The following is a 26,690-nucleotide window of genomic DNA, read 5'->3' as shown; positions in this document are numbered from 1 at the left end:
CCTTATTGTGACATTCACAGTTCAGCGAGTCTTTGATTTGTCCTAATCCAACCGTTATTGTGACATTTTGAACGTCGTGTGCTGTTGATTTGTCCGATTTGACCGCTATTCCTACATCTAAACTTTTTTTGTTGCCGAATGTGTTTCATCTTCCTTATGACGGACTTTTCCAATCAAATCTTGCTACGGATTGTGCTTCATCGGCCTATGATGGATTCTTACAACACACTTTTGTTGCCGAAAATGCCTCACCGCCCTTATGTTGGACTTTTCCAACCCTTTCTTGCTGCCAAAGCTGCTTCATCCCCATCATTACTTAAACCTGCGCCCTTCCACCATTCTGCCGATGGATTGCTCTCGCCCTAAAAAGACAATATTCGACTTAATGGTTTAACCAAGACTCCTCCACCAAAAACATTTACTTATTTTTCAAGTTCGAAATATTCTAGGAACTTTTTTATTAATCTGGCTTGGCTTCGGCTTTTTGAGTAAATTCCTCCGAACGAAAGGTTAAAATTCAGTGGAGATCCACTTAAAGGTATGGATACAATCCGCCCGCTTTCTATATAGGGATCGTCCACCAACATCAGACTCGAAAACAAGCTAATGCCCACCCCTTCGGACACCGATTTCTTGATTACCTCGGAGTTTGTAGACTTAAAGATGATATTTAGTGATCCGTATTGTTTCTCGAAATCTTCAATTAAATTATTGTAAAAATTTTTCCCGTATATCACAAAAGGATAATCTCTTATATCCGCCAGCTCCAATTCTTTGCTAAAAGCTAATACTGAATCTTTAGGAACAATGACATTGAACGTCCCTTGAGAGTGTAATGAATGAAATGTGATATGCTCAGGAAAACGTTGTTCGACAGTGTTAAATAGTGCAACTAACCCCAAATCCACTTTGTTATGTGTTACTTCTTCCATTACTTCGGGATTATCCATTTCGATGATGGTTACTTTAATCTGCGGAAAATCTTTTTTGAACTTTGAAAGTGTCTTGGGTAGGTAGGTCATGAATATACTGGGCACAGTCGCTATTTTCAGCTCCCCATTATAGGAAGTTGTCAACGCTTGTATCTCCTCCTTTAATTCCTCCGTCTTTTTTAAAACTTCGAGGACTTTGGCAATGATGCTTTTCCCCTCATCTGTAGGAATCGTGCCGTTTCGTGATCTTTTAAATAATTGAATGCCAAATTCCTTTTCCAATAAAGAGATCGATTGGCTGATCGCTGATTGAGTAACATGCAGATTTTTGGCAGCAATCGACATCGATTTCGTTTCTACAACCTCTTTTATATATTCCAACTGTTCAAAATTCATAGTTTTCCCCTTTACATTAGTTCAACTTATATTAATATTAATTATTGTAATTATACATTAATGATGATTAACTATATAATCATTAAAGTTCTAAATCGGACGTGATTATAAAAAGAAAGAAGAGAAGTATTAAATGAGAGAGAAGATATGGACAAGAAATTTTATTTTTGTGTGTTTAAGTAATTTTTTTGTATCGCTAAACTTCTATATCCTTGCAACGGCATTTCCGCTGTATGTAAAGGATATATTAAACGGGAATGCCCAGCAGATGGGATTGGCCATTACCATCTATTCCCTGGGGATTGTATTGATCAGACCTTTCTCCGGTCAATGGGTTGATCGTTTTGGCAATAAGAAAATGGCTTTGGTAGGTTTGGGCATTTTTCTAATCGCTTCCTTCAGTTATTTTGGGGCAATGGGGATTGTTGTTTTCCTGGTAATCCGCTTCCTTCACGGAATGGGTTACGCGCTCGCTTCTACAGCTACAAACACGATCGCAGCTACACTTATTCCTGTTTCCCGGCAAGGTGAGGGCGTAGGATATTTTAGTATGTTCATGAGCCTTGCAATGGTTGTCGGACCAGCTTTGGGGCTTTTTTTATGGAAAGATAAAAACATCACCTTATTACTGGTTGCTGCATGTATTATTTCGGTGCTTTCCCTCCTATTTGCCATTGCTTTACATGGAACACAACCTAAAAATGATGCAGACCTAGTCCAAGACAAGCACATTGCTAAGAAGCAGAAAATGAAACTAAGTGCTTTTATCGAAATAAAAGCATTGCCAATAGCCTTACTGGCGTTTTTACTTGCATTTTCTTATAGCTCGTTATCCGGGTTTTTGGCCTCATTTACAGCAGAAATCAATCAAACGCAAGTTGCAAGTTTATTTTTTGTCGTATTTGCTTTGATGATAGTAGTTTTTCGACCAATTGTCGGGAAGGCTTTTGATAAATATAAAGAACATTATTTGTATTATCCATCCATTTTATTATTTGGAGTCGGTTTGCTTATTTTAAGTCAAGCCCATTCCGGGAAGATGGTATTGCTTTCCGCTTTACTGATGGGAATTGGCTATGGAGCGCTGTTTTCATGTTTCCAGGCCCTTACCGTCAAGCTTTCCCCTGTCCATCGAAGAGGAATTGCAACAGCCACTTTCCTTTTATTCTTTGACCTGGGCTACGGTGTAGGCTCCTATTTTATGGGACTCATCGCTTCATTTGTAAATTACGGCACAATGTACGCAATTGCCGGTATTATTAGTTTGCTATCGGTGATTTTATATTATTTGTTCCACCATCGCCCACAAGCGAAGCAGCCCATTCAAAAGCAAGATCGACAAGCCATTTGATGAAAGCATAACATTATTTTCAGAATTCAAATGAGAAAAAGCCTGATACTTATGTACTTCACAGTAAGTATCAGGCTTTTTTCTGTTATTGAGGTCCCGATTTTATTCAGTCTCTTCCAAAGTCAACTCTGCAACACATTCAACATGGACCGTATGAGGGAATAAATCCACTGGCTGCACAATTTTTAAGACATAGCCGAATTGTTCAAGTTCTTTAATGTCGATTGCGAATGTATCAGGGTTACACGATACATAGACGATGCGGTCCGGCTTTGAACGGCCAATTTTTCTCATTACTTTCCCGCCGGCACCAGAGCGCGGTGGATCCAGCAATAGTAAATTCGGCGTACCAAAAGTTTCAAGGACTTCGTCGATTCCTTTTCTAGCATCTTTAGCCAGGAAATAAGTATTATCAATGCCATTATCCGCTGCATTTCGCTTAGCCGACTCAATCGAGGCTTCAACAATTTCAATCCCTGCGAGTTCCCCCACTCTGCTTGCAAACGGTAGAGAAAATGTACCGACACCACAGAACAGGTCGATCATTTTGTCGGTTTTCTTCGGCTGGCCCATTTCCACAGCCAAATCAACCAACTTTTGTGCTTGCACCGGGTTGGTTTGGAAAAATGTATCAAACCAAAGGCGGAATCGGTACCCGTCCATTTCATCATAGATAAAATCCCGTCCAGCTAAAGTATGGCTCTTTTCTGATTGAGTACGGTCAGCCCAATCTGTATTTTCAAGCCACATCAAACTTTTCACTTGCGGGAACTTCACACTTATACGATGGACTAAATCATTAGCCGCCTCTTCTAAATGTTGTTCCGGTGCTTGTGTTGCAAAAAGGGCCAACATGATTTCACCCGTAGCGAACGATTGTCTGACCATTAAATGGCGCAGTAAGCCTTCATGTGCATCCTTGTTATAGCCCGGCAATTGGTGCGCTTTCACCCAGTCGGCCACTTCCATTGCGGCTTGCACCATTTCCTTGCCTGCGATCAAGCAAGATTCCAGAGAAATGATTTTTCTGAAATTCCCTTGTTCGTGTAAGCCTAGGGAACCATCCGGGGCAAATGTAAACTCCATTTTATTGCGGTAGTGCCATTGATTATCCATGCCAATAGTATCTTTTACTAGGTTTGGATTAAAACCTTGAGCTGCAATCGCCTCTTTTACGTGGTTTGTTTTATGTTTTAATTGGCCCTGGTAATCCCAGTGCTGCCATACACATCCACCACAAAGGTCGAAGTGTGGGCACGGCGGTGCAATTCGCTCTGGGTTAGTCTCCAGTATTTCATCCAATAAAGCCTTTCTTCTTCTTCGTTCCGGTTTATCAACTGTCACTCGGACTTTTTCTCCCGGTAGAGCTTGAGGTATCGTGAGGCGCAGCTTTTTAGGATTTCCCAATTCATTCTCACGCCAGATGATCGCTCTTCCAGAACCTTTTTCATCCAACTTGCTAATATCAACAACCAATGATTCACCCGTAGTAATCGTCAAATCATTTTCCTCCTTATGAAACATTCCCACGTTTAGGAATTGTAGTTTTTATAATATGAATAAAAATAGCACGTAATTTACACACATTATACTAGTATATAGGAGATGGCACCAAAAGAGAAAGCATATATTTTTCCAACTGCAAAATAAAAAACGGGCTGGGGAAATATAGCTTTTCTCCAACCCGTTTATGTTCTTACTCTTCAATTATCTGCACATTTTTAAATGAAAATTCGGCTTTTTCTTTATCCTGAGTTAAAACTGATGCATCAATTTGCGAAGATGGACTTTCCAATGTAAATGCCACTTCATGGGTAACCCAATCTTCCGTTAAACGTACCTCAACCTTTTTTTCTTTTATATATTGCCCTCTTGCATTCGTCTCTTCCAGTTTTAAAATAACAGTCCCTTTCCCTTTTAACGTAATAAGGAATTTAATATTATCTTTTGTGAAGGGGTTCGGTGGGGTGTATATAAATCCCTCTTCCGCTTTTGCCCCTTCTGTTTTAACGAGATATTCCCCTTCAACCATTTCTTGAACAACCGCGCCAACCCCGAAGTATGGAATAGTCGGGCGATCCTCTGCTGCTAAGGTGTTGGCAGCCATTGAAAAAAAGAACGTCAATGTCAAAAAACTCAATAATTTTTTCATTCATTAACCTCCATAGAATTGTTTCGTTTATCTTTTACTGATCGGGTACCATAAATTTCATTCCTCTTGATAAGAAAGAGGCAAAGTGTACACGTTGCACTTCCCCTTTTGGGTCAAATTTTTCAACATTGGATATGCCCAAAGCATTTAAAGCCCGAATCGCCCCTTGTGCTTCCTTTGTCGCTTGAGGTAAATCCTCCACAAACCCTTCTTTGCCTTCCGCTTTTTCAACCAGTGTCTGACCACTGATTGCTTCTGTAGCACGATTTAATACGAGCGCCATGCTCTCACGGGTAAACGTGCCGGATGAGTCAAGTGTCCCATCGGTTCTCCCCTTGAAAACACCACTAGATTTGACTACAGCTGCATATTTCAATAATTCACGGTCCCTTGTTTCCAAAGGAATGTCATTAAAGTATGCGTTGGTCTCCCAATCCGCCGGAATCTTTGCATATCCATTCGTCACCAGCAAACGTCCCAGCATCACGACGACCTGTCCACGGGTAATGGCCTCTGAAGGAGCAAAGGTAGTAGAAGATGTTCCTTTGATAATATTTTGCTCAACTAAGTTCAGGATGTTTTGCTGTTCTTCATCAGAATACGTATTGATATCTTTAAAAGGAATTTTTGAAGACGCCTCTTGTTGTGGGGCTTTTTCTGTGATCAAATTTGGTACGGGATTATTCACTTTAATGATTTGCCCGACATAAATGTTATCTGATGTGAAACCATTCAAAACTTTTATTTCATTTACCGTCATCTTATGCGCATTGGCTATTTTCCATAAAGTATCTCCTGATTGCACTGTATAAGGGATCGATGGAATGGGGCCGACTACACCAGTTTGGTCCTTAAGCCCGCTTGGATCAACAGGTGCAACCTCCACCCCGTCATGGGACATCCACGTTCGGTAAAATTGCCACATGGAGGCATTTTCCTGCCCCAAACTCCAACTGCCTGTGCCTTTTATTTCGTATTTATGAACGAGCCTTAACTTCTCCCTTATCGAGTCGTTGTTTTCGTACCAAATATGATAAGTTCCTGGTGATAACGTTTTTCCAGCTATCGTCGTTGTCGGATCTCCGCTTTTAATCGTAATGGTTGCCTTAGGGGATTTGGATGCCTCATCGAATTCCACTGTACCGCCATATTTAGCCAATAGTTCATCCACCCTTGAATTCGAAATTCCTGTCCCCCCACTGGCAGCACCTACTTTCCAGTAACGGCCATAAAACGGCACTCCCAATACAATCTTTTCTTTCGGCACACCTTGATTCAGGGCATATTTTATGGAACGATCGACAAATCCTATACTAGCAACCGGCCCCTCAACACTACCTTCATAGGATTCGTCATACGCCATGATCATGATGTAGCTTGAGTACTTTGCCAATTCTTTGTAGTCGTAGCTACCATGCCAGCCTTTTGTCCAACCGTTGGGATTTGCTGCAACCGCAACGGAAACCTCTTTCTCAGCTGGCAATTTTTCGCGAAGAAGTTTTACTAAATCCGTATATGCTGCGCGGTCAATATCGGTTGTATTTTCAATATCCACCTGCAACCCATCCAAATTGTTTTTAATAATAAAGTCGGCGATCTGTGTAGATAATTTATCGCGATTCGCCAAAGCAGCGCGACCAAGCGTTCTATCCCAATGATTGCTCAAAAACGGGACTACTTTTATATCCCGTTTGTGCATCTCCGCAACAAATCTTGAATCAAACTGAGCTGTCACCTTCAGTGAACCATCCGCATTGAGATCCAGATAACTTGGGGATACGAGATTCAAATTCCCTTGCGTCTTGTCTACTTGTGTAATATAAGAAGATGTGTTCCCAAAATAGAGGTAGCTCATATTAAAGTCCGCTTCATGAGCCTCTGCTTTTTGCATAGGGAAACTTGTTAAAAGCATCGTGCCTGCTACTACAACAATCGAAGCTGCCCTTAGTTTCGGGAAGTGCTTTTTCACATACTTTATGGCGCTATCTTTTAATGTATCTGCTTTATCGAAATTAAAATCTGATCCAAACTCTGTTTGAGAGGAATTTTTAGGTTCCTTGATATGTAAAACAATTTGTACTTCGCCGTTTTCTGTTTTTAATTCAAATGACTCAAAACTATACGACATAGATTCACCACCTAACTTCAGTATGCTGAACTTTTGAGTAAATCATGTATATCTTTGTCAGGAAACAAGCAATCCCATCATCTTTTCAAAATAAAAAAGAAGCCTCAATCTGAGACTTCTTTCGTTCGATCTACTTCATAATTTTTTTGCCTTGACGATCTTGGGTACTTCTTTTTTTTTCTCATCCATGCGATTGCTTAGTTTATATCTTTTCTGCTTATCTTCTTTAATGATTGCTCTTCCTAAATTTACAAGCAGCGCGAACATCAATCCGGTGCCTATAATCAAGTAGAGAACCGTAAATAACTTCGTGCCTGTAGTTGAAGGTGCCAGATTTGTATCTACACCTGTTGGAATAAGACTGACTACCGCAAAATAGAAAGCATCAATTTTTGTCCAACCTTCGAATTTTGAATAGAACAATGTACCCGACAACACGATCAACGCAACGGTAGTAATGATACTTATAAATTGCGGCTCTTTTACTGCGTGGTAGAGACCTTTTAATAATCGTTTGAAACTTAAGATGACTGATAACATGTAATTTCTCCTCAAACTGCATCAATAAGTCAGTATTATATCATTCGACTATAATTTTTCAAAAAATATATTAGTAAAAGATCTACTTTTTCTCATCTATAATCTTTAAACGAATTGCTTTTCTTCTTCTTTTTCATTTATTTCTTCGATTGTTGCCTGATTGGGTGGTTTGCCGGCGAAAGTCTCGATTAATTCTTTTACATCAATTCCTGAAGAGGCTTTTAAAGTCTCCTGTAAACTGGACATTAGGTTCGTTGCATACGATGTGATACGATTTGCACCTCCACCTTCTCCATTGCCTGTGTCCACCACTGTTATTTTATCAATATTCGACAATGGACTTGCGATTTCTTTGGCGTATTCCGGCATCATGCGTACAATCATATCGAGGACGGCCGCCTGACCAAACTGCTCGAAGGCTTCCGCAATTTTTCGTTTCGCTTCGGCTTCAGCCAAACCTTTCAAGCGGATGATTTCCGCTTCCGTTTCCCCTTGCGCACGTTCGGAATCAGCTTTTGCCAACCCATCAAGTCTGATTTTTTCTGCTTCTGCTTTTGCTAAAGACTCAATACGGTATTTCTCTGCATCGGCTTGGGCTAAATCTTTCATTTTTTGAGCGGCGGCATTCTGTTCCACCGCATATCGATCCGCATCAGCTTTTTTCTTCACTTCTGAATCATATTGTTTCTCACGTCGCAAAATCTCTTTTTCTTCCAGCTCGATTTGTTTTTGACGCTCTATGATGCGAACTTGCATTTCTTGCTCGGTTACTTGTTGTTTAGCTCGCGCCGATTCCAATTCATACGCTTGGTCAGCACGTGCTTTCGCTTTGTCCTGCTCCAATTTATATTCCGCGATTTTTAGTTGATTATCTTTTTCTGCCTCCGCAATTTCGGTCGCCCTGATCAATTCAGCCTTTTGGGCTTCCTTCTCTGCTTCCGCACGTTTAATGCGTGTTTCCTTTTCCGCTTCTGCGGTTGCGATATCGGCATCCCGCTTCACTTGTGCAATCCTTGGTTTCCCCAAGGAATCAAGGTATCCATTTTTGTCGCGAACATCTTTTATTGTAAAGGAGACGATCACTAGTCCCATCTTTGCTAAATCCTGTGTAGCGACCCGCTGCACTTCCTGCGAGAACTTATCGCGGTTCTTGTAGATTTCCTCTACTGTCATTGAACCAAGGATGGAACGTAAATGCCCTTCTAAAACTTCCTTCGCTTCATTTTCCCTGTCCGCTTTGCTTTTTCCTAAAAACTGCTCGGCAGCTGTCGCAATCTCGGATATCGATCCGCCGATCTTAATGATTGCTGTTCCATCGGCCATTACCGGAACACCTTGTTCTGTATACACTTCAGGTGTTGTTACTTCCAATTTACTGGATAATAGACTTAATGGTTCCGATTGTTGAAATACCGGAAAGACAAATGTTCCCCCGCCACGGATAATTTTAATGCGATTACCTGAATCATCTGTATGAACATTTTTCGATCCCAGGAAACTTCCCGTAACAATCAAAGCTTCATCTGGTCCAACTGTCTTGTATTTTGTGACATATACTGTAATGATGGCTAAAAGTATGAATACCGCAACTCCAACAACAATTAATGTACTCGACATTTTTCATTCCCCCTATAATCTAAACTGCAAGGCAGACTCGTATTTTTTCACATAAACGGTCCCCTCTTTAGCTTCTATGATGAGCACTTGTTCATCATATTCGATTGGTTCATTTTCAAAGCCGGTAGCCCGCTTTGAAATAATTCCATTGACTGTTTCGATGACAATTTCCCCATATCCGTCCACCGGGATGGGTACGATGACTTTCCCAACTTGGCCGCCAAGGGACTCTTCTGTATAGGCCATTGAAACTTCGGCACTTTTCAACGGTACGAGTATAAAAAAATAGATTAGGCTGGTAATAATGACCGATATAATACATGCAATGATAAAATTAAAAGTACTCGAAAGGTTAGTGAATTTTTCTAATAAGAAGCCCCCTGCTGAAGTAATGGTAATAAAGGATAAAATCACCGCTGGATCAACAAACGGAATTCCCTCAAATACCCCATCGAACAATTCGGAGAAAAAGAGGTAAACGATTGTAATGCACCCGACAATAATCAATGTAAATAAATAAACTGTATGAATCTCGGCGCCAAACAACAACAAATATCACCACCTTGTGACTAAATTAAACCTTATGACTTATATACGATCGGTTCGACGTTTAGTTTCAAAATATTGAAAATAATTCAAAAAATCCTTTACCAATATTGGTAAAGGATTTCAGACTATAGACAAACGCGAATTTTCGAGTTTGTCTACAGTCTTTTTTCTTATAACATAAAATTGATAGCTTTTGAAATAGAGTTACTTGATTTCCGTTTCGGCGGACGCTTTCCGCGGGCGTGGTCCAATCCTCCTCGTCGCTTTGCTCCTGCGGGTATCGGCCTTCACACTTTTCCCGCAGGAGTCGTAAGCCTACACTACAATCAACTTCTTCTTAGATATAGTTGAGGTGAATGGATATGATGTCAAAAAATCAAATTAATGAACGTGATCAAATTGAAATAATTACAATTGAACAACTTGTCCCACAGGATCATCTTGTCGGGAAGCTAATCAGCCATTGATTTTTCTTTCATCTATCCACTAGTAGAACCACTGTATTCAACACTAGGTCGTCCTAGTGTTGACCCAGAAGTATTGATTAAAATGACATTTGTGCAATATGTATTTGGGATTCGTTCAATGCGTCAAACAATAAAAAAAATAAAACGAATAAGTAGAGGAGGCGGATCATCTTCGTCATCATAACGAGAACAAACAAATATATTCGGGACTTAAAGAAACGATTGAACGTGTCTTTGCGGATGCGAAAGAAAAGCATGGTATGCGCTGGACAACCCTACGAGGGATAAAAAAATTGTCCATGCAGGCGATGCTTGCTTTTGCCGTCATGAATTTAAAGAAGTTTGCCAATTGGACATGGCTAGCTCCAGAAATGGTCAAAATTAGAATACTCGAAGAGTACTTTGGCTTAAAATCAGACTATAAAATAAACGGAAAAATCCCAAAAATACAAAAGGCCTTCAGAATTGAAGTGACCATTCTGAAGGCCTTCTGTCGACTCTCTGAATCCTTTACCAAAATTAGTAAAGGATTTTCGTATTATTTATTTATTTATTTCTATCATAGATGCAATAAGTGTAACTATAGCCATCGGGAGTTTCAACAGGTTCACTTTCGGAAATCAACTTCCATTCGTTGCCGTAAATCGGGAAAAAAGTATCCCCATTAAACGCATGTTCAATTTGTGTAATATAAAGTCGATCAGCAATTGGCAGCGCCATTCTGAAAATTTGCTCGCCGCCAATTATCATCACTTCCTTTTCGGTACCGGCAAGTTTCAACGCCTCTTCCAAACTTGTCGCAACTTCTATTCCATGTGCTTGATAGTCTCCATTTCTTGTAATGACAATATTTCTTCTGCCAGGTAATGGTCTGCCGATTGAATCAAAGGTTTTCCTTCCCATGATCATCGGTTTCCCCATCGTTTGCTCCTTGAAATACTGCAATTCACCCGGCAGGTGCCATGGCATTTTGTTGTCGTGCCCTATTACCCGATTTTTGTCGTGGGCAACTATTAGTGATATCATTCAATCTCTCCTAAAAATCATCATTTCTTTTTCTATTTTATACTTTTTATTCATATTCTTACAAAAAACTTAATATAAATTAGAAATAGACTTTTATTTGTAACAGCATATACAGCCTAAAACTAGTAAAGGAAGTGGAATTATGCTAACTCTTGTTGGAAAAAAGCAAGCGATTACTTTAGAAGGATACCCAATACAAACCGAAATTAGCGATGTTGTTTACGAGGATTTAATAGCTAGCAACAGCAAATATATTCTCCTGGATGAAACGACAAACACGATTACTCTAAAAAAATCCTTTTTTAAAAAGAACAAACAAGTACAAAATGTAACTCGTTTTTTTGTCGAATTATCAGGGGATCAATTGACGATTGAATCACCAACCGAAAAAAACGGTTTGGTATCAAGCTCCAGTTTCGAAGATGATATCGTCGACTCCAACTATAAAAATAAGTCAATTGCGATAATTTTAGAATCACCCCATATAGATGAGTATGAGCAAAGTCAGGATAAACTGGTTCCAATCAGTGCAGCCCAAGGACAAACAGGAAAAAAAATTGAAAAAAGTATCGAAAAGCTAATTTTTGCTCTAAATCACTATCAGGTAATCGAACACCACCATAGATACCGGGTCATTTTGATTAACGCAGTGAGTTTCCAAACATCGCTGCATTTCATTCATGAAAAACCCATGAACAATTATTATCGGGAATTGCGGGATAAAATGTGGCTAAAAATGTGGAGCGAAATTCCCCATACCAAAAATGATTTTACAAAACAATTGGATTCCCTAAAAAGAGACTCCATAGTAATAAATGCTTGCCCAAAGTCTTTAAAACCATTTATTAATCATGAACTGCTGCAATTTGCTGATCAGTTTTCGCTTTTTGAAAGTAATCACCCTAGCTCCACGGAAATCTGGACGAATAGTTTATTCAAGTTGAACTGATCGGAGAATACAATCTAATTATCAATATCACTATTTTATGTTAAAATGAATTATAGGTAAGACAGTCATTGATTTTATTGGCTGTCTATTTTTTATTGTACATAGGGATATAATAATAAGAGCAATTTATGGAGGTTAGTGAAAATGACACTAAATTTATCAGACGTTTATATCGAGCGTTGCGACAAAGATTCTGAAGAGGTGATTGCGCAGGAACAAGCTTCATTCCTATCCACATCCTTATCGCATTTGAAACATCATATGAACGAATTTGTCTATATCGAATCACAGGAATTTGAGCCTATCAAAACGGATAGTCTTTCTATCGAGGTGGACGATGTTTTTAAAATGTACATGGTTCTATTGGGCTTGAAAGTTCAAAAAAAACATGCATCAGCGATAAAATCTTATTTTGAAGCAAACCTGCATGGAGAAAATGTGTACTCCAGTATGATGTTTTCTGGTGAAGATGGATTATGGGATATTAACATTCCGATTAATAATATGGTTGGTTTCCAAGAAGAAATGAACATGAAAGAAGCGGTAGAAATCATCTACACTTTCCTCGCACAGTTAATACGCACCCTGGAACAACAATAGAAAAAGGATGAATAATCGATTGAATAGTAAAGAAACGGACGCAACTTATATCTATACTTATATACATCACAAAAATGAACATGACCTATGCCGAATGGAGATGCGTTCATTTTTTGGCTTCGATACCCAATTAAACTATTTAATGAGTCCTATTAATGTCGATCCCAGTCGGAGTCCCTTCATAGAGGACCGACTGGAAGTCTTATATAAGGCAGAGACATTTCCCGAACTCAAAGAAATGGTCAAAGCCATGAAAATCAATGCTTCTACCTTTAAAGTCTATTGTTTTAACAGAATGGATTTAGGAGAAACGAAGAAAATACCCCATGCAGATCGACGTCATGTTGAAAGGGAACTGGGGTTGATCATCGACGGGGAGCCGGATTTGGACAATCCCGATGTTGTGTTTGGATTGGTGGCATTAAATAATCGTTGGTATTTCGGGGTATATACAAAAAGTATTTCGATCTGGCGTGAACATGTACATAAACCTAATAGCTACTCGACAGCACTGAATACTAGAGTCGCACGCGCAATTGCCAATATTGCGGTTCCAAACGTAGATGGTATCCGTGCAATTGATCCTTGTTGCGGGATTGGGACAGTAGTGGTCGAAGCCCTCTCCATGGGGATCGACATTGAAGCGAGAGACATTAATCCTTTAGTATGTGTTGGAGCACGGGAAAATATCGCATATTTCGATTTAGAAGGAACCGTTACACAAGGGCCCATTTCAGAAGTAGATGAGCACTATGACGTATGTATCATCGATTTGCCATACAACCTTTTTACACATATTACACGGGAAGAACAATTCGACATCATCAAGCAAGCTCGCCGGATCGCCGATAAATGTGTCATCGTGACGATTGAAACAATCGATGATTTATTAGAAGAAATAGGATTCAAGATTGCAGATCGCTGTATTACAAAAAAACATCTATTTGTAAGGCAAATTCTTTTATGTGAATAAATTTAAACTCCCGGATGGTTGGCAGCAACCATTTTGGGAGTCTTTTAATTTTCACAATGCCCACTCTTCTCTTAAAATAGCATAGTAATACTCATCCCACCATCCGTCGCCATGAGGTATGCATTTTTTAAAATATCCTTCCCGCCTCATTCCAATCTTCTCCATAATTCGGTAGGATGGGATATTTTCAGGCTGGCAAGTAGCTATAATTCGATGGAGTTTCAGCTCAGAAAAACCATAATCTAATATCGTTTGCGCCGCCTCAGTGGCGAAACCCCGATTATAATAATCCGGGTTAAACACCCACCCGATTTCATATGTATGCTCGCCAAAATATTTGAAAAATACAATGTGTCCGATAAGCTGATTATCTTCTTTTTGCACAACCGCATACTTTTGGGCATTGTCCCCCAAGTTTTCAAACACGAAGTCCGTCGTCTCCTCCAACGTCATGACGCCTTCCGGTATATACTCCATGACAAGTGGATTTGAGGTATATGCATGAACAGCAAGTACATCTTCCTGGATAAAATTGCGTATTTGTAATCTTTTACTTTCTAAATTCATGAATTTTCTCCCCAGTCTGAACATCTAGTATTATCTACGTTAGATTCTACCTTATACACATAATTTCCTTCACTGAATAAATAAAAACATGTTATTTGCCTTTTAGAATAAGATTGACATTTTACAATCCATTGAATATACTGAAAATACTATTATGATCGGAGGTGAAAAGAATGAATACATTAGCTGTGATGACATGTGTAAATAATGACCGTTTCCTTTATTTTTCGCGTGTCATTACTTTCGATTTTGCGCCTAACGGGATTCGTATGCCCTTTTTTAGACAAAAAAATCGAGAACACAGCTGATTGACCATTCTTTTCATGACTTATGCGAAAAGACTGCTTGTTAATCGAGCAGTCTTTTTTGTGCATAAAAATTGACTCTCAATGATTGGTCGCTGTGTAAAAAATGGAGGAACACACAGTGTCGATAAAAGCAGAAAACATTACAAAAATATACGGTGGTACCGTAATCTTCGAAGGTTTAACATTGGAAATAAATGATGGCGAACGTGTCGCAATCGTGGGACGCAATGGGTGCGGAAAAACTACGCTTCTGAAAGTCTTGGCGAGTATCGAATCGCCTGATGTTGGCCGGATTATTAAAAGGAGAGGAACGTCCATTGGGTACCTGCACCAAATCCCACCTTATGAGGATGTACTCGCCGAAGATGTTCTTAAAGAGGCTTTTAAAACCATCCTTGAAATGCAAGAGAAAATGCAGCAATTAGAACAACAAATGGCAGTTTCCGAGCAGCTTGACAAACTTTTGAAGCAATATGGTGAAATACAGGAACAGTTTATGATGCTCGGAGGCTATGAAATTGAAGCCAAGATCCAGATGATTGCAAATGGATTAGGGATTACCCCCCTTCTTCACACACCGTTCCAACTTTTAAGTGGTGGAGAAAAAACAAAAGTCATGCTGGGGCAAATTCTTTTATTAAATCCCCAGATTTTATTATTGGACGAACCGACGAACCATCTGGATATGAATTCAATCGAATGGCTCGAGGGTTACCTAAAAAATTATGAAGGAACTTTAATTGTCGTTTCCCACGACCGCCAATTTATGAATGAAGTCGTAACGAAGGTAATCGAGATCGAGGATGGTGAGCCCTATCCATACAAAGGAAACTATGATGATTTCGTCGAAATGCGTGAAGCGAGGATTTTAAATGAATTCTCCCAGTATGAGGAACAACAAAAGAAAATTGCCAAAATGAAAGAAACGATAAAAAGGTTAAAAATTTGGGCTAATGAAGCGAATCCTCCAAATGCAGCGCTACATCGCCGAGCAAAAAGTATGGAGAAAGCACTTGCTAGAATCGAGTTGGTTAAAAAGCCGGTTATCACAAAAAAGATGCAGTTAAAACTCGAAGTAAATGAACGAAGCGGTAAAGATGTGGTAATTTATGAAAACGTGACAAAAAAATATGACAAAGTTTTGTTTGAAGATATTTCACTACAACTGCGCTGGCAAGATCGACTAGCAATTGTCGGGTTAAATGGTACCGGGAAATCCACACTCTTAAAAATGATTACAGAAGAAGTGTTGCCGGATTTTGGCAAGATTACCGTTGGAAGCAATGTTAAAATTGGCTATTTATCACAAAACTTTGTGTACGAGGATATGAATGCACGGTTGATTGATGTTTTTCGGAAAGAAGTACACATTGCAGAAGGTGAAGCCCGCCATATTTTAGCGAAATTTTTATTTTATGGCTATGATGTATTTAAAAAAGTGAAGGATTTAAGTGGTGGGGAAAAAATGAGACTTCGTTTGGCACAGCTAATGCATGAAGAAATCAATCTCCTCATACTTGATGAACCGACCAACCACTTGGATATTGAATCGAGGGAAGTTCTTGAAGAGACAGTGCAACACTTCAACGGCACCGTACTGGCAGTTTCACATGACCGCTATTTCTTGAATCAACTCTTCCAACGGATAGCGTGGATTGAAAATCAGCAGCTATTTATTTATAACGGCAACTTTCACTGGGCTCGACAAAAACATAACGAACGGCCAATCCAGGCTGCTTCTGAACCATTTGCTATAAACGCACTACCCAAGAGCCAGAAGACTAGTAATACCTCTATCGAGAAACAAATTGAGCAGTTGGAGGCAAAAATCAAGAAAGCAAAGGAGAGTTTGGGCGCAACCCATCTGTCCGTCGGCGAGTCCGAGCTGGAAAGACTTGAAAACAAGCTGGATGAGCTTTTAGCAGTTTGGCTTAATGAATAAATAATCAAAAAACACTGCTGGGTCCATAAAAAGGATCAGCAGTGTTTTATTTATCGATAATTTTTGTAATGGCTAGCAATAGCTTATCTGTGTTGATCAAAAAGAATTGGGTTGCCATCCGGATCTTCTATTGTAAAACTTGCAGGTCCCCCGCTTGTTTTGCCGGTTTCTGAAAGCACTTTAATGCCTTGTGCTTTTAATTGTTTCTGGATTTCCCTTATGTCCTTGAAGGATTCAAGATTCTCGGCATCTTGAGACCACCCTGGGTTAAAAGTCAAAATGTTCTTCTCAAACATTCCTTGGAATAGACCAATAACGCAACTTTCATTTTTCATAATAAGCCAATTTTGGGTGATGTCCCCTCCAAAGACTTTAAATCCAAGGCTTTCATAAAAGGATTTTGACTTCTTAATGTCTTTTACACTTAAACTGACAGAGAATGCACCAAGTTCCATAATTTCCTCCATTCGAAGAATTTTTATAAGATATTGAATTCATCCAGTAACTCTTATGTTGAAGAAGTATTTATGTTTCTTCCTCTACATGCATCAAATAAAGAAAGGAAAAATGATAGCAACCCAGTCAGTCGCTAAACCATTAAACAGCTACTGGAGCTTTAATTGCTGGATGCGGGTTGTACCCTTCTAGAACGATATCTTCCATTTCAATATCAAAGATGGATGTTTTCTCAGAATTGATTTTCAAAGTTGGAAACTGTCGCGGTTCGCGTGATAATTGCTCCTTCACCTGATCGAGATGATTGGAATAAATATGGGCGTCCCCTATCGAATGGACAAATTCTCCAACCTCCAGTCCACATTCATGTGCGATTAAATACGTTAACAATGAATAAGAGCTCACATTATAAGGAATTCCCAAAAATTGATCGCCGCTGCGTTGAGTCAGCATACAACTAAGTTTTCCATCCGCCACGTAAAATTGAAACATCACATGACATGGCGGCAGTGCGGCCTTGCTCCCTTTCCCGCCAGCATTGATTACATCTTCAGGATTCCAGGCATTCACGATAATTCTTCGGGAATCAGGATTATGTTTTATTTGGTCGATTGCATCCTGCAATTGGTCGATACTTTCACCGTCTGATGTTGTCCAATTACGCCATTGCTTCCCATATACGTTCCCTAGATCACCATATTTTGCAGCAAAATCATCATCCTCCAAAATTCTTTGACAAAATGATTTAAGCTCCTGCTGATAGACTTCATTGAATTCATCATCAACCAAACAACGGCGTCCAAAGTCCGTCATATCCGGTCCAGAATATTCGTCGGATTCCGCCCATTTTTTAAACGCCCATTCGTCCCATATATGATTGTTATGCTGCAGCAGATAACGTATATTTGTATCTCCCTTTATGAACCATAGCAGTTCACTTGCGATCAATTTAAATGATACCCGTTTCGTTGTAAACAATGGAAAACCTTTACTCAAATCATAGCGCATTTGATAACCGAAAACGCTTATTGTACCGGTTCCGGTACGGTCTGATTTTCTAATGCCATTTTCCAATGTATAGTTTAATAAATTTAAATATTCGTATTCAGGATGTTTCTCCAAACTAATCACCTCTTCAACATTATAAATGGAATATTAATATTTTGTTTAACTAATTTTACTTTGTCATTAAATATTAACTTTCTGCTACAAGTTTCGTCATGTTTTTGTTATATTGCCTACGGGAAAATTTAGGTCAGTAAAAAACCATCTATATGATGATAGAAGTTTTTATTGTCGCAAAATCCTTTCATATGTTTGTTTTATTCTTATAGATTACAAGATTATCCTTAGGCACAAGCTCATCAGTTTTAATTTTCTCAATTTGAAAAAGTAGTTGATGTAGGCGGCGGACTCCTGTGGAGGATTGGCCCACGCCCGTGGAATGCGTCCGACGAAACGGACATCAACTTACTTATTTTAAGAAAAAAAGTGTGGACAAACTCGTATGTTCGGGTTTGTCCACACTCCGAAACATCTATTTTACGATAGATGTTCCACTTTTAGCAGCTTCAAATTCCCGTCGATATTCATAACCATTTCGACCGCTTTCTTTCACACGATAGAGCGCTCCATCTGCTTCCCTTATACATTCATGGACATCTTCCAGTTGCGGTGTCGCCATCGTACAAGCTCCAATACTTACCGTCACTACCTTGTCAACTGTAGAGGAAAGGTGCTGGATATTTAACTTGAACACCCCTACCTTAATCCGGCAACATATACTTTCCACAACTTTATTACACTCATTTGGCAACATGATAACAAATTCTTCTCCGCCAAATCGTCCTACAAAGCATCCAAACTCTTCCGAGATGGAGTTCAATAGCCCTCCAATTTTGACCAAAACCTCATCTCCTTTTACATGACCATATGTATCGTTATATAGCTTAAAACAATCCACATCTACCATGATCACCGAAAATGAATGGATTGTTTTCCCGATCCCTTCTTGCAGATCTAGTAAATAATCGTTATAGGCTCTACGGTTATATAAATTTGTCAACGGGTCAAGTTTGTTTTCAAGTTCAAGTTGACGAATCGCCTCTTTCAAGAAAGCCGTTTTATTCCTTAATATCCGGACTTCTTCCTCCATATTCTTTAGAAGACCAAGAGAACGCATGTAAGCAAAATGAGTGTGCCGAGAAATAAAAAAACTAATCAGTAATAAGATACCTAATGGAATCATTTGAGTACTAAGTAATGATTCATGTTCTGCCTGGAAACGGAATCCCAACATGATACAGGAAATACTAAGTAGAATTAGCAGCTCGATTTTTGTTATCACCAATAATGGTATAGCTGATAATAGAATTAGAGAATAAATGAAAATTGGATGGTAGAGATTTTCTTCTATGAAAGGAAGCAATGCAGCGAGATTAAAAAAGTAAAATATAAAAAAACTGAAAAGTAATTTCATCTTCTTATAATTGCTTGCTGTTACAATAACTTTCTTAAAATCAAGTAGATAATAATATGCAGAACCTACAATGAAGGTAATTAGATATTGAAACAGCACCGGAGATAGTGGGTAGCTGGGTTCGGTAGAAGAGAACAGCCCCGATATAGTAAAGACGATCATTATAAAGAAGATTATTAAGTAAATCTTATTTATGAGACTTAATTTTTTCAGATTATAGCCCAATATTCCGACTTCAACATTCGATTCCTCTTCCCGTTTAATCTTCACCTCCACTCCCCTCCTCTTAAACTATGTCCAAAATGAAAATGCGACTACCCAAAATTCCATACTATTTAAACAATTGCATTTATACTTTCTCTCTACTTACTAGTAATTATATGTATCGTTCCAAGCAAAAAGACCATGTATTTAGTATGATATACATGCCAATAGTCTTTAAAGGGGATTTTCAAATTCCGCATATACTCCCAGATGGTTTCGATTCCATGATTAGGCCACTTTCTAAGGGCGTGAAAGAAATTTAAATTTGACTTATAATTGGTTACAGCATAGGAGGAATTTCAATGGCGAAATTAACACATTTCAACGAACAAGGCAGGGCGCAAATGGTCGATATCTCACGAAAAGAGGAGTCCGTCAGAGTTGCGATTGCTCTTTCCTCTATTAAAGTAAATAAAGAAATTTACGAAGAAATAAAAAATGGGACAAATAAAAAAGGAGATGTACTTTCGGTTGCACAGGTTGCAGGGATAATGGCAGCAAAACAAACTTCCAACATTATTCCAATGTGCCATCCGATTTCTCTAACAGGTGTCAATATATCATTTGACTACAATGTAGACAATGAAGCAGATCAATATGAAATTACGATTCAGGCCGAAGTAAAAACAAAAGGCTCCACCGGGGTGGAGATGGAGGCGTTAACGGCTGTTTCAGCCACCGCTCTAACGATTTACGACATGTGTAAAGCAGTAGATAAAAATATGATTATCGGGCCGACCATGTTAATGAAGAAAACAGGCGGCAAAAGCGGGGATTTTCTACGCTAAAGTTGACAAGCCAAATCCCTAATCAACTTAGAATTTGGCTTTAAGCTTAGTTTTCTTTTTTAAGTTCGTTCACTATATGTACCATTTCCGGCAAAATTAGCTTTTCCATTGCGAGCTTGACGGCACCCGTGGAACCTGGGGCAGAAAAGATAACTGTCCCTTTTGCTACTCCAGCAATAGCCCTTGATAGCATGCTGGCGGAACCGATCTCCTCATAGCTGAGCATACGAAATAATTCCCCAAAACCAGGTATGGGTTTATCAACTAATTCATCCACTACATCAAACGTAATATCACGGTTGGAGAGGCCCGTTCCACCGTTCGTTAAAATAACATCGACATCTGGATCTTGGATACCTGCCAGAAGTGTGGATTGAATCTCCACTCGATCATCTTTAATAATCTCATATTTTTTTATTTCAAAAAAATTTTTCGATAGCAACTCACAGATGACGCGTCCGCTTTTATCAGTTTCAAACGTTCTTGTATCACTTATTGTGACAACCATCACTTTAACATTTTTCAACCTAATCTTTTTATGCTCTTCAATGCTCACTTTGTATGCACCCCCAACTATTATCCCCCACTAACCGGAGGAAGAAATGCTACGACGTCACCAGAGATCACTTTATCCTCCTCCTGCGAGAACTCCTCGTTTACAGCCGTAATGACTTGCTGTAAATCAACTAGTGGAAATTTCGTAAGAACGTATTTTTTCACTTCAAGAACTGTACACTCCGTACAATCCATCATCAAGGAATCAGCACCAATTTCTTCTTGAAGGCCAGCAAACAATAATATTTTAATCAAATGATTCACCTCTTTTACTTGTTTATTCATAGGAGTTCGTTTGCAATTGATTGCCGATCCATTTTGACCCATCATCCCAAAATTCTTTTTTCCAAATGGGGACGATTTCCTTTATTCGCTCGATTGCATACTCATTTGCTTCGTATGCCTCTCTTCGATGAGGTGATGAAACAGCAATTACAACGGCAATATCCGAAATCTCCAGCTTTCCGATACGGTGTGTAATGGCGACGTTGGTTGCCGGCCATTTACGTTTAATTTCTTCGCCAATTTCGGTCAATTTTTTTAAGGCCATTGATTCATATGCCTGGTATTCCAAATATAATGTTCTTTTACCATTCGTCAACTCTCTTACTGTGCCGATGAATACTGTAACTGCACCAGCATTGACAGACTTTACTTGCTGAATAATTTCTTCCACAACAATCCGGGTATCAATTATTGAGAACAACTCATTGTGACTCTTCATTCTTTCACCTCCACTAATTGCAGGTTGTAAAATAATTAATCTTTTGCCCCTCATCCGATAATAATAAAATATCGACGATACTACCCTTCTTATAACCGTCGTCACAGGGTGGCAACACGATCAGTGCATCAGTTCCTACCAATGAAGTAATCGAACTTGACATGTTTAAACCATTGGAAGAGACATAGACATTCGTCCCCTCTACTTTTTGCTTCGTCCGAATCAGCTGTGTGAAAGCATTGGGAACGATGAAATCTTCTGCCAGAATGGCTTGTCGAAAGACAAGGTAGGGCTGTTCATTCCCTAAAATAGTTTTGAGTACCGGACGCACCAATAATTCAAAACCTATAAAACTTGCAGAGGGGTTACCCGAAAGGCCAAATAAGAACTGTTTCCCCAATTTAGCAACAGTCGTCACACTGCCAGGTCTCATTGCAATTTTGTTAAATAATACTTTTGCACCCAAACGTTCGTAAATGTCTGGCAGAAAGTCAAAATCACCGACAGAAACACCACCTGTCGTAATAACAATATCCACTTGCGTCAGTGCCTTCTTCATTGCTGCATAACTTTCATCGAGACGGTCCTCAAGTTTCCCTAAATATAGCGCATTTGCCCCAACCTTTTCGATTTGGGCCATTAGCATATAGGAATTGCTATTGCGGATTTTTCCAGGTTCAAGCGGTTCATCTATTTCCAATAGCTCGCTGCCTGTAGCTAACACCCCAACTGTCGGTTTAACTCCCACCATCACCTCGCTATATCCAAAGGTTGCGAGCAATCCCACTATTCCCGGTGTAATCTGTGCCCCTTTTTCGACGAGGAGTGTTCCCTTCGTAATTTCCGCCCCTTTTTTAAGAACTTTTTCGTTTATTTGGATTTGTTTGTCTATCACAATGAATTGCTTGTCCTCTTTTTCCAATTCGGTTACTTGTTCCAGCATTATCATTGCATTGCAGCCTTTTGGCATCTCTGCTCCCGTCATTATACGGATGGCTTGATATTGTTTGATTTCTCCGAGGAAAACCGATCCAGCTCCAATATGGCCCACCACTTCAAGTTCAATGGGACTCTCTTTTGTTGCAAACCTTGTATCTTCCGCCATTATGGCATATCCATCATAAAGGGAGCGATCAAAGGCAGGCACATCTTGATTCGCAATGATATCCTCCGCTAAATAACGCCCCCCTGCTTTGATAAGTGGTATTTTCTCAACACGACCGGTTCCGACTTCTTTCATAATTTTTTCAATTGCTTCGCCAATCAAAATTGCCCTTCTATCTGTCAGCATGCATTCACCTCCTAACCTATTAAACTGTAGTAAAGTTTTTTTGCACTTTGAATGTTATCGACACCATGGATAAAAACTCGGCCATCCTGGAAGAAAACAAAACGATACGAATCAATCTCACAAGACAATAAAAAAGGATTCCGTTTTACATCCCAACTTTTCTTTAGCTTTCTTTCTAACATATCAAGACTAAAATCCGCGCTGGATGACGGCCTTAATTGCACCGTATTTCGTCCACACAAAATCGAGGTTTTTGTACGCGATTCATATTGCAAATAAGGATAAGAAGGATGAAGTCCACATGAAGGACAGTCTTCCCTTTTCGCCTTGTCAACTTTGAACGGATAATATTGGTTCTTCCATAAATCAATCGAATAAAAAGTTGTTCGGAGTGAATCTTCATCCCCCACCAACAATTTCATGCATTCCGTCACTTGATAGGCGGCAATCAGCTGCACGATCGGATTGATGACACCGACACTATCACAAGTCGCCCCTGTCATGGGGATTTTCTTCAGTAGACAATGCAGGCAAGGTGTTTTGCCCGGCAATATTGTATAGGTCATTCCGTAGCTTGCAACACATGAACCAAAAATGAAGGGAGTTTGATATTTTTGCGATAAATCATTTAAGATGAAACGAATATCAAAGTTATCTGTAGCATCAATGATGACATCTACGTCTTCCATCAAAGGCTGTAAATTTACAGAATCCGCATCCATAACGAACTCATTGATTGTCACCTCGCTATTTATGGCGGACAATCGTTTTTTGGCCGCGATGGCTTTAGGAATGAACTCCTTACAATCTACCTCGGTATATAATTGTTGTCTATGTAAGTTGCTCCACTCCACATAATCCCGGTCTACAATCGATAATGTACCGATGCCAGATCGAACGAGCATTTCGGCATTTGCACTCCCGAGGGCACCCATACCAACAATCAAAACATGTTTTTGTGAAATATGCTGTTGTCCTTGTCCACCTATGAAGGAACACATTTCTTGCTTAAAGTATCGATTTTTCGACATTTGTGGCTAGTTCCTTCCTTTCTCTTTAGAACGAACAAAATATAGTAAGAAAAATGCCAGAAGCATCATCGTGATGACCCATGCCCATGCGAGGAACATGTCCCCACTATCAATTGCCATGTAAATTGCTGTCGGAACGGTTTGGGTGATACCGGGAATATTGCCTGCGAACATCAAGGTTGCCCCAAACTCTCCCAAAGCTCTGGCGCTACTTAAAACACCGCCAGCCACGATTGATTTTTTGGCAAGGGGTAACGAAACGCGAATAAATACTTGCCTGGAATTTGCTCCTAAATCAATCGCCGCTTCTTCAATCCCCCTATGAATCCCCTGAAAACCCGCCTTTGCAGTCTGAAACATTAAAGGAAAAGCAACCACGCTCGCTGAAATCACAGCTGCATACCATGTGAAGATAATCGATTGCCCAAAGATTGATTTCAGCCCAATGCCGATTGGACTTTGGTTACCAAAGATAACGACCAATAAAAAACCAATGACAGAGGGAGGAAGCACTAATGGGAGCATAAACAGTGTTTCGAGTAATAACTTAAATTTGAATGTTTTTCTGGCAAAAACAAAACCCAAAGTGGTCCCGGCCAATAGAACAATCGCACTTGCCGCAATTGTGACTGTAATTGATAGTTGAATCGGTTCCCAAAACTCGTTCCACATTCTTCTTCCTCTATTCTAGTAGGTAAATCCGTATTTAACCCAAATATCCTTTATTTCTTCGCTTTGCAGAAACTCATAAAATTTCTTTGCCTCTGTGGGAGATCCTGCATGATTAACTATACCAATTGGATATGAAATCGAATCAAGGATCTCCTCGTTAATAGTAGAAATGATTTTTACTTTATCAGAACCAATTGCATCTGTATGATAGACGAATCCTGCCTGTACATTCCCTGATTCCACGTATGTCAGGACCTGCCTTACATCCTTTGCATATACAAACTTGCTTTCAAGTTCTGTCCATAAATCCAGATGTTCCAGTGCCTGTTTTGCATAGGAACCCGCAGGGACAATGGAAGGGGCACCAATCGAAATTTTTTCTACCCGATTCGACTTCAGGTCTTCGATTTTTTGAAGTGACACACTCCCATTATTCCCTGTTATTAAAACAAGCTCGTTACTGATAAGCGTAGTACCTTCTTGTATTAGTCCTGCCATATTGAGTTTATTAAATTGCTCTGTCGAGGCGGAAATAATCACGTCGGCCGGTGCCCCTTGTTCTATTTGTTTTACCAATGCACCTGACGCTCCAAAGTTGTATTGAATGTCTATGTATGAATGCTTCTTTTGAAACTCAACAGCCAATTCTTCCAGCACATTTTGCAGGCTTGAAGCTGCAGAAACCGTCAAAACAACGGTATTCATCTTATCTGGATTGGTGGGAGCGCAACCGCCCATGGCTAAAAATAAAAATATCGCGAATAGCATTATTTTTAATTGTTTCATATCAATACTCCTTGAAAAAGAAAGTAGGTTTATCCTCCAATATAAGACATCTCGATCTTATTTTCGGAAGGCCGATTGCTTAATTCCGATCTTTGTTCTGAATAATGATCGTTTCTTCTATTCCAAAGGTCTGTAATGAAATGAGCCAACTGATTTTCAGAAACCTTATCACTTCTCACCAAGTGAAGCAAATCTGTTCCTTCCGTCGCGAACAAGCAAGTAAATAGCTTCCCATCAGCAGAGATTCTTGCACGGTTACAGCTTGAACAAAAGCTCTCGGTAATGGACGAGATAAAACCTATTTCTATGTCGGAATTTTGATAGCGGTAGCGTTTGGCCACTTCTCCTATGTAATCTGGATCTACAGGTTCCAATATATTTGTTTGTTGAAGCATGTTGAGGATATCCTTGCTTGGGACGACTTTTGCCATGTCCCATCCATTTGTATTTCCAACATCCATAAATTCAATAAAACGTAGAGTATAACCTTTTTCAAAACAATATTTGGCCAATGGGATGATATCCCCGTCATTTACCCCTTTTTGAACAACCATGTTAATTTTAACTTGCAGTCCTATTGTTGATGCACGTTCAATGGATTTCAGCACCCTTGCAACAGGGAAATTCCGACCATTCATTTTGCCATAATTCGTCGGATCCAAACTATCCAAGCTGACATTTATCCGCTTCAAGCCTGCACTTTTCAACTGCTCGGCGTATTGTCCCAGCAAAATTCCATTTGTAGTCAGGGCAACATCATCTATTCCTTCCATTTTGTTGATTGCAGCGATTAGTCGAGGCAAGTCTTTTCTAAGTAGAGGTTCTCCGCCAGTGATCCGAATTTTTTTCACACCTATTGAGCTGAAAATTCCTACCAGACGCTTGATTTCTTGAAAATTCAGCAACTTTTCAGGAGGCAGAAAAGGATAGTCCCCCCCAAAAATTTCTTTTGGCATGCAATATGTACAGCGTAGATTGCATTGATCCATAACGGATATGCGCAAGTCACGGAGTGGCCTGCATAGAGTGTCTTTCACGACCATGTACTAATCACTCCTTTCGTTATATTTCTATTATAAGATTAATAGGGAGATTAAGGGAGGGGATCCAACTTCACAGATTGCATATGGCTACCTTTTTTTGCCTT

At 39.5% G+C, this 26,690-nt stretch carries 27 protein-coding genes and 2 pseudogenes; 9 read left to right on the top strand and 20 right to left on the bottom strand.

Annotated features, from left to right (window positions below; translation table 11 throughout):
- Positions 1–422: 422 nt before the first annotated feature.
- Positions 423–1,328 carry a LysR family transcriptional regulator gene (locus CD33_RS01105; protein ID WP_036197334.1) on the bottom strand — a complete coding sequence of 302 codons (906 nt, stop codon included), beginning with the start codon at positions 1,326–1,328 and terminating at the stop codon, positions 423–425.
- Positions 1,329–1,461: 133 nt separating this feature from the next.
- Here CD33_RS01105 and CD33_RS01100 point away from each other — a divergent pair, with 133 nt between their 5' ends.
- Positions 1,462–2,679 (top strand): MFS transporter, encoded by a 1,218-nt coding sequence (locus CD33_RS01100; protein ID WP_036197332.1) that lies wholly within the window; start codon positions 1,462–1,464, stop codon positions 2,677–2,679.
- 102 nt (positions 2,680–2,781) lie between these two features.
- Here CD33_RS01100 and rlmD read toward each other — a convergent pair whose 3' ends face one another.
- The 6 genes from rlmD to CD33_RS01070 form a co-directional block, all read right to left on the bottom strand.
- Entirely contained in the window at positions 2,782–4,179 is a 1,398-nt protein-coding gene (rlmD, locus tag CD33_RS01095; protein WP_036197329.1) for a 23S rRNA (uracil(1939)-C(5))-methyltransferase RlmD, read from the bottom strand.
- Positions 4,180–4,375: 196 nt separating this feature from the next.
- Positions 4,376–4,831 (bottom strand): hypothetical protein, encoded by a 456-nt coding sequence (locus CD33_RS01090; RefSeq protein ID WP_036197326.1) that lies wholly within the window; start codon positions 4,829–4,831, stop codon positions 4,376–4,378.
- A 34-nt stretch (positions 4,832–4,865) separates the two neighbouring features.
- Positions 4,866–6,959, bottom strand: coding sequence for a glycosyl hydrolase family 18 protein (locus CD33_RS01085; protein ID WP_084591214.1), 2,094 nt, complete (start codon positions 6,957–6,959; stop codon positions 4,866–4,868).
- A 135-nt stretch (positions 6,960–7,094) separates the two neighbouring features.
- On the bottom strand, positions 7,095–7,499 hold the full coding sequence (locus tag CD33_RS01080) for a potassium channel family protein (RefSeq protein ID WP_036197324.1): 405 nt from the start codon (positions 7,497–7,499) through the stop codon (positions 7,095–7,097).
- Positions 7,500–7,604: 105 nt separating this feature from the next.
- A complete protein-coding gene (gene floT / locus CD33_RS01075; protein ID WP_036197321.1) occupies positions 7,605–9,116 on the bottom strand; it encodes a flotillin lipid rafts scaffold protein FloT in 1,512 nt (503 codons plus the stop codon).
- Positions 9,117–9,128: 12 nt separating this feature from the next.
- On the bottom strand, positions 9,129–9,668 hold the full coding sequence (locus CD33_RS01070) for an NfeD family membrane protein (RefSeq protein ID WP_176400148.1): 540 nt from the start codon (positions 9,666–9,668) through the stop codon (positions 9,129–9,131).
- A gap of 359 nt (positions 9,669–10,027) precedes the next feature.
- Here CD33_RS01070 and CD33_RS20640 point away from each other — a divergent pair.
- Both CD33_RS20640 and CD33_RS20635 read left to right on the top strand, forming a co-directional pair.
- Positions 10,028–10,277 (top strand): annotated as a pseudogene (locus CD33_RS20640) (transposase); the annotation flags it as partial.
- Between the two features lie 7 nt (positions 10,278–10,284).
- Positions 10,285–10,491: pseudogene (locus tag CD33_RS20635) on the top strand (transposase); the annotation flags it as partial.
- A gap of 187 nt (positions 10,492–10,678) precedes the next feature.
- On the opposite strand, the gene CD33_RS01060 reads toward CD33_RS20635, so the two are convergent.
- Positions 10,679–11,158: a dihydrofolate reductase gene (locus CD33_RS01060; RefSeq protein ID WP_036197316.1), complete on the bottom strand. Its 480-nt coding sequence runs from the start codon at positions 11,156–11,158 to the stop codon at positions 10,679–10,681.
- A gap of 142 nt (positions 11,159–11,300) precedes the next feature.
- Between CD33_RS01060 and CD33_RS01055 the strand changes: the two genes are divergently transcribed.
- The 3 genes from CD33_RS01055 (at position 11,301) to CD33_RS01045 (ending at position 13,680) form a co-directional block, all read left to right on the top strand.
- Positions 11,301–12,107 carry a hypothetical protein gene (locus CD33_RS01055; protein ID WP_036197314.1) on the top strand — a complete coding sequence of 269 codons (807 nt, stop codon included), beginning with the start codon at positions 11,301–11,303 and terminating at the stop codon, positions 12,105–12,107.
- Positions 12,108–12,251: 144 nt separating this feature from the next.
- Complete coding sequence (locus tag CD33_RS01050; protein ID WP_036197312.1) at positions 12,252–12,707, top strand: hypothetical protein; 456 nt, start codon at positions 12,252–12,254, stop codon at positions 12,705–12,707.
- Between the two features lie 19 nt (positions 12,708–12,726).
- Positions 12,727–13,680 carry a TRM11 family SAM-dependent methyltransferase gene (locus CD33_RS01045; RefSeq protein ID WP_036197311.1) on the top strand — a complete coding sequence of 318 codons (954 nt, stop codon included), beginning with the start codon at positions 12,727–12,729 and terminating at the stop codon, positions 13,678–13,680.
- A gap of 51 nt (positions 13,681–13,731) precedes the next feature.
- Here the strand turns inward: CD33_RS01045 and CD33_RS01040 are convergent, their stop codons facing one another.
- Complete coding sequence (locus CD33_RS01040) at positions 13,732–14,247, bottom strand: GNAT family N-acetyltransferase (protein WP_036197310.1); 516 nt, start codon at positions 14,245–14,247, stop codon at positions 13,732–13,734.
- Between the two features lie 173 nt (positions 14,248–14,420).
- Between CD33_RS01040 and CD33_RS20795 the strand changes: the two genes are divergently transcribed.
- Both CD33_RS20795 and abc-f read left to right on the top strand, forming a co-directional pair.
- Positions 14,421–14,555, top strand: a complete 135-nt coding sequence (locus tag CD33_RS20795) for an RAxF-45 family protein (RefSeq protein WP_309299172.1) — start codon at positions 14,421–14,423, stop codon at positions 14,553–14,555.
- 118 nt (positions 14,556–14,673) lie between these two features.
- Positions 14,674–16,497 (top strand): ribosomal protection-like ABC-F family protein, encoded by a 1,824-nt coding sequence (gene abc-f, locus CD33_RS01035; protein ID WP_036197309.1) that lies wholly within the window; start codon positions 14,674–14,676, stop codon positions 16,495–16,497.
- Positions 16,498–16,580: 83 nt separating this feature from the next.
- Here abc-f and CD33_RS01030 read toward each other — a convergent pair whose 3' ends face one another.
- The 3 genes from CD33_RS01030 to CD33_RS19330 form a co-directional block, all read right to left on the bottom strand.
- On the bottom strand, positions 16,581–16,952 hold the full coding sequence (locus CD33_RS01030; protein WP_036197307.1) for a VOC family protein: 372 nt from the start codon (positions 16,950–16,952) through the stop codon (positions 16,581–16,583).
- Between the two features lie 142 nt (positions 16,953–17,094).
- Positions 17,095–18,075: a thymidylate synthase gene (locus CD33_RS01025; protein ID WP_036197305.1), complete on the bottom strand. Its 981-nt coding sequence runs from the start codon at positions 18,073–18,075 to the stop codon at positions 17,095–17,097.
- A gap of 415 nt (positions 18,076–18,490) precedes the next feature.
- Positions 18,491–19,702, bottom strand: a complete 1,212-nt coding sequence (locus CD33_RS19330) for a GGDEF domain-containing protein (RefSeq protein WP_052129872.1) — start codon at positions 19,700–19,702, stop codon at positions 18,491–18,493.
- Positions 19,703–19,998: 296 nt separating this feature from the next.
- Between CD33_RS19330 and moaC the strand changes: the two genes are divergently transcribed.
- Entirely contained in the window at positions 19,999–20,484 is a 486-nt protein-coding gene (moaC, locus tag CD33_RS01015) for a cyclic pyranopterin monophosphate synthase MoaC (protein WP_036197302.1), read from the top strand.
- A 46-nt stretch (positions 20,485–20,530) separates the two neighbouring features.
- Here moaC and CD33_RS01010 read toward each other — a convergent pair whose 3' ends face one another.
- From CD33_RS01010 to moaA, 8 genes are read right to left on the bottom strand one after another with little or no spacing between them, the layout of a single operon-like run.
- Positions 20,531–21,040, bottom strand: coding sequence for a MogA/MoaB family molybdenum cofactor biosynthesis protein (locus tag CD33_RS01010; RefSeq protein ID WP_036197299.1), 510 nt, complete (start codon positions 21,038–21,040; stop codon positions 20,531–20,533).
- A gap of 20 nt (positions 21,041–21,060) precedes the next feature.
- The gene (locus tag CD33_RS01005) at positions 21,061–21,294 is read right to left on the bottom strand and encodes a MoaD/ThiS family protein (protein WP_036197297.1); all 234 of its coding nucleotides are present in this window, start codon (positions 21,292–21,294) and stop codon (positions 21,061–21,063) included.
- Positions 21,295–21,316: 22 nt separating this feature from the next.
- On the bottom strand, positions 21,317–21,763 hold the full coding sequence (locus CD33_RS01000; protein ID WP_036197294.1) for a molybdenum cofactor biosynthesis protein MoaE: 447 nt from the start codon (positions 21,761–21,763) through the stop codon (positions 21,317–21,319).
- Between the two features lie 13 nt (positions 21,764–21,776).
- Positions 21,777–23,054: a molybdopterin molybdotransferase MoeA gene (locus tag CD33_RS00995; protein ID WP_036197291.1), complete on the bottom strand. Its 1,278-nt coding sequence runs from the start codon at positions 23,052–23,054 to the stop codon at positions 21,777–21,779.
- 11 nt (positions 23,055–23,065) lie between these two features.
- Positions 23,066–24,085 carry a MoeB/ThiF family adenylyltransferase gene (locus CD33_RS00990; protein WP_036197288.1) on the bottom strand — a complete coding sequence of 340 codons (1,020 nt, stop codon included), beginning with the start codon at positions 24,083–24,085 and terminating at the stop codon, positions 23,066–23,068.
- Between the two features lie 6 nt (positions 24,086–24,091).
- Positions 24,092–24,757: a molybdate ABC transporter permease subunit gene (modB, locus tag CD33_RS00985; RefSeq protein WP_036197286.1), complete on the bottom strand. Its 666-nt coding sequence runs from the start codon at positions 24,755–24,757 to the stop codon at positions 24,092–24,094.
- A 15-nt stretch (positions 24,758–24,772) separates the two neighbouring features.
- A complete protein-coding gene (gene modA, locus CD33_RS00980; RefSeq protein WP_036197284.1) occupies positions 24,773–25,543 on the bottom strand; it encodes a molybdate ABC transporter substrate-binding protein in 771 nt (256 codons plus the stop codon).
- Between the two features lie 29 nt (positions 25,544–25,572).
- Positions 25,573–26,586, bottom strand: coding sequence for a GTP 3',8-cyclase MoaA (gene moaA, locus CD33_RS00975; protein WP_036197283.1), 1,014 nt, complete (start codon positions 26,584–26,586; stop codon positions 25,573–25,575).
- Positions 26,587–26,690 lie beyond the last annotated feature (104 nt).

The organism is Ureibacillus sinduriensis BLB-1 = JCM 15800 (assembly GCF_000772955.1).
Classification (GTDB): Bacteria; Bacillota; Bacilli; order Bacillales_A; family Planococcaceae; genus Ureibacillus; species Ureibacillus sinduriensis.
Note: the sequence above shows the minus strand (reverse complement) of the source record. Positions and strands in the feature narration are given on the sequence as shown.